9 protein-coding genes are annotated in these 7487 nt (G+C 35.0%); 6 read left to right on the top strand and 3 right to left on the bottom strand.

Annotated elements, in window-relative coordinates:
• Positions 1–157 precede the first annotated feature (157 nt).
• The 3 genes from J8281_RS18240 to J8281_RS18230 form a co-directional block, all read right to left on the bottom strand.
• The gene (locus tag J8281_RS18240; RefSeq protein ID WP_210199101.1) at positions 158–343 is read right to left on the bottom strand and encodes a hypothetical protein; all 186 of its coding nucleotides are present in this window, start codon (positions 341–343) and stop codon (positions 158–160) included.
• 14 nt (positions 344–357) lie between these two features.
• A complete protein-coding gene (locus J8281_RS18235) occupies positions 358–582 on the bottom strand; it encodes an endonuclease domain-containing protein (RefSeq protein WP_210199100.1) in 225 nt (74 codons plus the stop codon).
• A 76-nt stretch (positions 583–658) separates the two neighbouring features.
• On the bottom strand, positions 659–2161 hold the full coding sequence (locus tag J8281_RS18230) for a carboxypeptidase-like regulatory domain-containing protein (protein WP_210199099.1): 1503 nt from the start codon (positions 2159–2161) through the stop codon (positions 659–661).
• A gap of 217 nt (positions 2162–2378) precedes the next feature.
• On the opposite strand from J8281_RS18230, the gene hemB reads away from it, so the two are divergent.
• The 6 genes from hemB (at position 2379) to J8281_RS18200 (ending at position 7486) form a co-directional block, all read left to right on the top strand.
• Entirely contained in the window at positions 2379–3353 is a 975-nt protein-coding gene (gene hemB, locus J8281_RS18225; RefSeq protein ID WP_210199098.1) for a porphobilinogen synthase, read from the top strand.
• 52 nt (positions 3354–3405) lie between these two features.
• Entirely contained in the window at positions 3406–3795 is a 390-nt protein-coding gene (locus J8281_RS18220; protein ID WP_210199097.1) for a c-type cytochrome, read from the top strand.
• A 51-nt stretch (positions 3796–3846) separates the two neighbouring features.
• The gene (locus tag J8281_RS18215; RefSeq protein ID WP_210199096.1) at positions 3847–4935 is read left to right on the top strand and encodes a CNNM domain-containing protein; all 1089 of its coding nucleotides are present in this window, start codon (positions 3847–3849) and stop codon (positions 4933–4935) included.
• The gene (locus J8281_RS18210) at positions 4916–5407 is read left to right on the top strand and encodes a methylated-DNA--[protein]-cysteine S-methyltransferase (RefSeq protein WP_246849161.1); all 492 of its coding nucleotides are present in this window, start codon (positions 4916–4918) and stop codon (positions 5405–5407) included. Before J8281_RS18215 ends, J8281_RS18210 begins: the two co-directional genes overlap by 20 nt.
• A 236-nt stretch (positions 5408–5643) precedes the next feature.
• A complete protein-coding gene (locus tag J8281_RS18205) occupies positions 5644–6783 on the top strand; it encodes a serine hydrolase domain-containing protein (protein ID WP_371812635.1) in 1140 nt (379 codons plus the stop codon).
• On the top strand, positions 6773–7486 hold the full coding sequence (locus tag J8281_RS18200; RefSeq protein WP_210199094.1) for a 3'-5' exonuclease: 714 nt from the start codon (positions 6773–6775) through the stop codon (positions 7484–7486). Before J8281_RS18205 ends, J8281_RS18200 begins: the two co-directional genes overlap by 11 nt.
• Position 7487 lies beyond the last annotated feature (1 nt).

The raw sequence follows: 7487 nt of genomic DNA, 5'->3' as shown, positions 1-7487 counted from the left end.
TTGCTAACTCTAATAGTCCTAACTTTGGTTTGATGATTTTTTCTTCTGTGTTCATCTGACAAATATTTAAATTGATTTAAACTAAATTACTAAAATTGTCAGATTAAGTATTAACTATTACAAATAAGCTCCTTCCCCTCTTACGGGGAAAAGGAGCTTATTCGTGAGAATATCCATCTACTTCAATACCTAGCATGAGTTCATGACAAAAAAAGTCTAGGATACCTGTTGTGTATTTATTTTTTTTAAATCCGTCAATTCGAGTGCTTCGACCCGAGGAAGAAGTGTATCGAGAATAGGATTTTGGATCCGAAAAGCTATTCTCGATACAATTTTTCTTCATTTTATTACGAAAAATCACTTGAGTTGACGCTTTTCTCTACTGTTTCTTTCATAATGCACAACGAGTTCTAGAATATAATTATCTATAGGTTTTTGTCTATGAAAATCATAGCCATACATTTGTTCTCCTTTCAACTTTAACCAAAGAATAACCTCTGCTTTTGTGCTATTATTCCTTAATTGCCTTGCTAGCTCTTTTAATTTTGGATTATATGGGATTATCTTTCTTTTCTTGCTCATTTTACACATCCCAGCCCCTCTCGAGAGGAGAGTTAGTATTAATTCAATTGTTCAAATCTTTGCACTAGTATAACATCTACTCCGTTTCCGGAGCCACTGTAAATTGTCGTATAGCGGCGTTGGGCTCTATAATAGTATATCCTTGCCAGAATTGCGGATCGTATTGGGATAAATACTGTGGTTTGATTGATTTGTTTTCTTTACTGTTTTTGTAATCAGTTTCTGATAATTGTTTCGAATTAAAAACCACAATCTCATATTTACTCACAGTATTGAAACCAGCATCGATATCTAATGATAACTCATTTTGTTTTCGAGGACCTTTTACATGTTTGTTTTTTTCGATTACTTTTAAGGGGCGATCAACTCCAAAATAACTACCACGATACATTTCAAGGTATTTCAGATCGTATTTTTGGTTAGCTCCTTTGTTGAATAACATCTTTGCTTTATATAGGTTGTCTTGATATTGAAGCCCTAAGAGCTTGAAATTTTTAAGATTTCTCACATTTTGATAATCCACTCGAACTACCGCAAAATCTTCTGTATTTACATAGAGGGTTCCTTTAAAATCTTCTTTTCTTTTCGGTGAAAAATTGATGATGTAAACGCTATAATCATCAATACTTGTATAGTCCACAAGCTCAAAAGCATATCGGTTTGATTTGTTTAGGAAATTAGACATCACATCTTCATTGAAAAAAAGACTGGACATAAGGGTTTTAAGTCCAGATTTTCGATGTTTCAAAAAGTCACTTTTGTCTTCTTTATTGTCCTTGATTTCATCTTTGACTGCAGTTGCTTCGCTATTGTTTTCAAGAATCGAATCTACCTGCACCTTGGTTCCAAAAATTCCTGATTTTATTTTTAGGTAAGAATCGGGTTTTACATTTTTCATAAAAATGTCTTCCATACGTTTAGACATAGCCTCCATAGATACTTCATTGTTTTTATCGTATAATTCGGCTGCTTTAATAATATGTAGCTTTCTTTTCTCAAAATCCCCGTAGAGATCGCATAAGGTCTCTGTGTAATATTGCGACTTTCTCGGAATAATAGACACCACACTATCGATAAGTTGTTTATTGAGCTCTTCGATAGTTGATTTCTTGAAATCAACATGTAGTTTTTTAATAGTATTAAATTCGGATTCTCTAAAAAATAGACGTTTTTGGGATAGCCCAAAATTATAGTTCTGATCTAGACGGTTCTTCACGTTTTCTATAATCTCATCAATAGTCAAATTCTTGTTCGATACATAAACACTATTTAATTCTATAGCCTTAGGAGCCAAATAAATAATACTATCGGTAGGCTGATGTACTGCTATTCCTACTTTTTCATATCCCATGGATGAAATATAGATTGAATCAGGTTGAGATTCATTGTTTTCGAGAGTAACATTAAATCGCCCTTCTTCATTAGTTATAATTCCCTGATTTTCTGATAGCTGTATGGTTGCATAAGGGATAGGCTCGTTAGTTTTTTTATCTACTACTTTAGAAGTTATGGTTTGAGCGGATGCTACTGTAGCAAAAGAAAAAAATAAAAGAGTTACCCTGATATTTTTGTATGTCATGATTTGAAATTTGATTTAAACTACTATTCATTATTTTAAGACGTTTTTTTGATACAAAAAGTTGCCTGCTTCCTATTAAAAATAAGACTGAATAGGGAAAAATTTGTTACACGGGACCTTCATTAAAACAAAAATCTTATGATGATTTCCAGTCGAGTAACGATCGTTTATTATGAGATATATCAGTATCTTTACCCTATAAAATTTATTCTTAAGAATGCAATTATTTCGAAGAAACAGACGACTTAGAACCAATGATGCCATTCGTTCTTTGGTTAGAGAAAATTATATCACACCACACGATTTTTTAGTCCCTCTTTTTGTAGTAGAAGGTAAGTGTGTGAAAGAAGAAATTTCTTCAATGCCGGGATATTATCGGTACAGTTTAGATTTACTCCAAAATGAAGTCAAAGAACTTTGGTCTTTAGGGTTAAAATCGGTGTTGCTTTTTGTAAAAGTTCCTGATGCGCTTAAAGATAACGAAGGTAATGAAGCATTAAATGATGACGGATTGATGCAAAGGGCTATTAAGACCGTAAAAGACGCAGTTCCCGAAATGCTGGTGATGACAGATGTTGCCCTGGATCCCTATTCGTCATACGGTCATGATGGGATAGTCGAAGATGGAGCTATCGTAAATGATAAAACTTGTGAAGTGTTGGCACAAATGTCTTTATCTCATGCTCGAGCAGGAGCAGATTTTGTAGCGCCCAGTGATATGATGGATGGCCGCATTATGGCCATTCGAGAGTTGCTAGAAAAAGAGAACTTTAAAAATACAGGAATACTAAGCTATAGCGCCAAATATGCCTCTTCTTTTTACGGACCTTTTCGAGATGCTTTAGATTCGGCGCCGGGGTTTGGAGATAAAAAAACCTATCAAATGGACTTTGCAAATCGAAGTGAAGCGCTTAAAGAAACCTTAATGGATATAGAAGAAGGTGCCGATATCGTGATGGTAAAACCAGGATTAGCGTATCTTGATTTGGTCAAAGAGATTAAGGATTATGTAGATGTTCCTGTAGCTGTATATCAAGTAAGCGGTGAATATGCGATGTTAAAAGCTGCTGCAGAAAAAGGATGGCTTGATCATGATGCAGTAATGCTGGAACAATTAGTGGCCTTTAAAAGAGCTGGGGCACAGATTATAGCGAGTTATTTTGCCAAAGATGCCGTAAAGCTTTTAAGTTAAATCATTAATGTTTAGTCAGCTGAGTTACTAACTTTCGAATACAACCTTTTACATGCAAACAAGTAGAATCGCACTTATTATTTTAAGCATCATTGCCATAAGTTGCCAATCTGAAAAAAAACAAAAAGAAACTATAAAAATTGGTAATCAGCAAAAGGAAATTTCTGCTTTTGATACCGGCAAGAAGATTTTTAAGGGTAAAGGAAAATGTTATACCTGTCACAAAATAGATAAAAATTCTATTGGCCCGAGTATACACAAAATTGTTGAGATTTATAAAGAACAGGATGCAGATTTAATTGCTTTTTTAAAACAGCAGGCAGAACCTATTGTCGATCCTGAAACTTATGCTGTTATGAAGACAAATTTTGCTATTATTAAAACATTTTCTGAAGAAGAACTAAAAGCTTTAGAAGTTTATATGACAGAAGTACAGAAATAATAGCAGCGTTACTCATCAAAATCCGTATTTTCGTAGTATACCTAATAAAACATGACCTTACTTATATTATACGCCGTTGTTTCCATTTTTTTTTCGTTTCTATGTTCAATTTTAGAGGCCGTATTGCTTAGTGTGACCCCGACCTTTATCAACCTTAAAAAAAAGGAAGAAAAACCCTATGCAACTACCTTAGAAAATCTTAAAAAAGATGTAGATCAGCCTTTGATCGCCATTTTAACCCTGAATACTATTGCGCATACTGTTGGTGCTATATTAGTTGGGGTACAGGCCGAAAAATTACCGTATTCTTTTGAGATACTCGGAGTTAATGTCGTAGGTGTGGTATCGGCGATTATGACCATATTAATCCTGGTAGTTTCTGAAATTATTCCCAAAACTATAGGGGCTACATTTTGGAAGCAGTTGGCTAATTTCACATCAAAAGCGTTGATCATCTTAATCGCTCCGCTAAAATATACTGGAATATTATGGTTACTTCAGCTAACTACGAAACTAATAGGGGGTAAGGGGCATCACGGTTCTGTATTGAGTAGAGAAGATTTTAGGGCAATGGCAGATATCGCTGAAGAAGAAGGAGTATTCGAAGAGTCTGAATCCAAAGTAATCAAAAACTTGCTTACCTTTAAAGAGGTATTAACAAAGGATGTCATGACTCCCAGGACGGTTATGAAAATCGCTTCAGAAGAAACCACTATAGAAGCATTTTTTAAAGAAAATCAAAATCTTCGTTTTTCTCGAATACCAGTCTACAAAGACAGAGCCGATAATATCACAGGGCAGGTGCTAAAGGATGAAGTTTTTAAAGAAATGGCCAATCAAAATGGGCAAAAAACACTTGCTGAAATTAAAAGGCCCATCTTATTTACCCCAAGAAATTTACCAATACCTGATTTGTTTAACGATCTTGTACAATCCAAAAATCATGTAGCATTGGTAGTCGACGAATATGGATCTGTAAACGGTCTGGTTTCTATGGAAGATGTTATAGAAACCCTTTTAGGATTAGAGATCGTAGACGAAAGTGATACGGAAACCGATATGCAGGTCTTGGCCAGAAAAAATTGGGAGAACAGAGCAAGAAAATTGGGTATTCTACAAGATGAAGAAGAAAATGAGTGATGTTGCCTATATAGAGACTCCGCTTGGCATAACTGCGATAACCGGAGATCAAGAAGGGATATCAAAAATTTCTATTAAGGAAGAGTCTAAACGAACAGTCTCAAATACCATTCCTTATCACTTACAAGAAGCAGTGGTACAGTTTAAAGAGTATTTTGAGGGTAAACGTACCGATTTTGATGTAAAACTTAATCCGTCAGGCACCGATTTTCAGAAAAGAGTATGGAAAGAACTGCTTCACATTCCTTATGGTCACACCACGACTTATTTGGATATTGCAAAAAGACTCGGGGATCCAAAATGCATACGTGCAGCGGCTTCTGCCAATGGTAAAAATCCGTTATGGATCATGATTCCCTGCCATCGTGTAATTGGTAGTGATGGTTCACTTACAGGCTACGCCGGTGGTTTATGGAGAAAAAAATGGTTATTAGACCATGAAAATCCGGTAAAACAACAGACTTTATTTTGAAATTTTTGATTGGTTTCAAAAAATGAAACTGATATAGTGTAGTATTGCAGGTGTAAGCGTTCAATTTTTTAAGTAAATTGAAAAAGTATAAATTCAGATTATGTATTAAACCCGAATTATGTATTAAAATTTCATACTGAAGGTATTTTAAGCCGTAATAGATTTTATAATGCAAATCATTTCATTTTATAAAGTTATATCTAGTAAATCATCGTATGCGTATTCTTAAAAAAATTTTGAAAGTATTCTTAGCAATTATTATTTTATGTGTTCTCCTATTGTATGTTTTTGATAGTGAGTATATCCTGAAAGGTGTACGAGTGGTATACATGACAGGGCATACTACAGCGTACATCGATGATTACCATCATTTTGATAATCATACTATTGAAAATGGTTCTTCTACCATACCATGGGCACTTCACGACAACTATAACACTGTATTGCCCACGCATCGATTACAGGAAATTAATGAGAAGTTAGGAACAGTAGCGTATTTAATTATTAAAAACGACAGTATCTGGTATGAAAAATATGCCGATGGGTATGGCACAGATTCTAAAACCAATTCTTTTTCTATGGCAAAAAGTATAGTTACCGCCTTACTGGGGAAAGCTATAATGCAAGGACATATAAAAAGTCTCGAGCAGCCTGTAGGTGATTTTTTTCCTGAATTTTCTAATGGTTTAGCGGCAAAAACAACGGTAGGAGACCTTTCTTCTATGTCATCTGGACTCAATTGGGAAGAAAGCTATAAAAGTCCGTTTTCTATAACAGCCAAAGCCTATTATGATACCGATATCAGGGAAGTGTTATTGGGATTAGAGGTAGTTGAGACCCCAGGAGAAACCTTTAAGTACCTAAGCGGAAATACGCAATTGTTAGGGATGGTGATCGAAAAAGCAACAGGAAAAACAGTATCATCATATTTAAGTGAAAATTTTTGGAAACCCATGGGAATGACTCATAGTGCATTATGGCAACTTGATAGTGAAGAAAGCGGAATGGAAAAAGCGTACTGTTGCATAGCTAGCAACGCAAGAGACTTTGCACGGTTTGGCGTATTGTTTAAAAATGAAGGTGTTTTTGCTGGGAAACGAATTTTACCAGAGCGCTTTACCAAGCTAGCGACTCAAAAACGATTTAAAAACGATGATATGTATGGTTATGGTTTTTGGCTATCTGATCATTTGGGTAAAGAAATTTTTGCGATGCGCGGTATTTTGGGACAATATGTAATTTGTATTCCCGAAGATGATGTGATTATTGTACGATTAGGGCATCAACGTGGTAAAAAGGCAAAAGGAACATCCTTTACCAACGATTTTTATATTTTTATTGAAGAGGCTTATAAAATGCTTGGTAATGCTGCATAAAATACGTCTTGAGCATATTTTATTTCTGGATATAGAAACGGTGCCAGAGCACTATGATTTTGAAGAGTTAAGTGATGAAATGAAATTGCTCTGGGCAGATAAAACCAAGTATCAGCGTAAAGACGAATTTTCTCCTGAAGCTTTTTATGATCGCGCAGGGATCTGGGCCGAGTTCGGTAAGATTATATGTATTTCTGTAGGCTATTTTACGTTGAAAGGCGAGATGAGATCTTTTAGGATTACCTCTTTTCACGGTGAAGAAAAGCAACTGTTATACGATTTTAAGAATCTTATAGAAATGCATTTTAGCAGTCCATACCACGTACTTTGTGCCCACAATGGTAAAGAATTTGATTTTCCTTTTATTGCCCGGCGAATGATAATAAATGGTATTGCGCTACCTTTTAAACTTAATCTTTTTGGTAAAAAACCTTGGGAAATACCACATTTGGATACGTTGGATCTTTGGAAATTTGGAGATTATAAACATTATACATCGCTAAAGCTATTAACCGAAATTCTCAAAGTCCCTTCACCAAAGGATGATATTGATGGTAGTCAGGTAAGAAACGTATATTATGAGGATCGGGATATCGATCGAATCATTGCCTATTGCGAAAAAGACACTGTTGCAGTAGCACAGATTATACTTCGTTTACGGCAAGAGAATGTTCTGGATAGCGATGAAATTATTTCAGTTTAGT

The organism is Aquimarina sp. U1-2, assembly GCF_017897595.1.
Lineage (GTDB): Bacteria > Bacteroidota > Bacteroidia > Flavobacteriales > Flavobacteriaceae > Aquimarina.
Note: the sequence above shows the minus strand (reverse complement) of the source record. Positions and strands in the feature narration are given on the sequence as shown.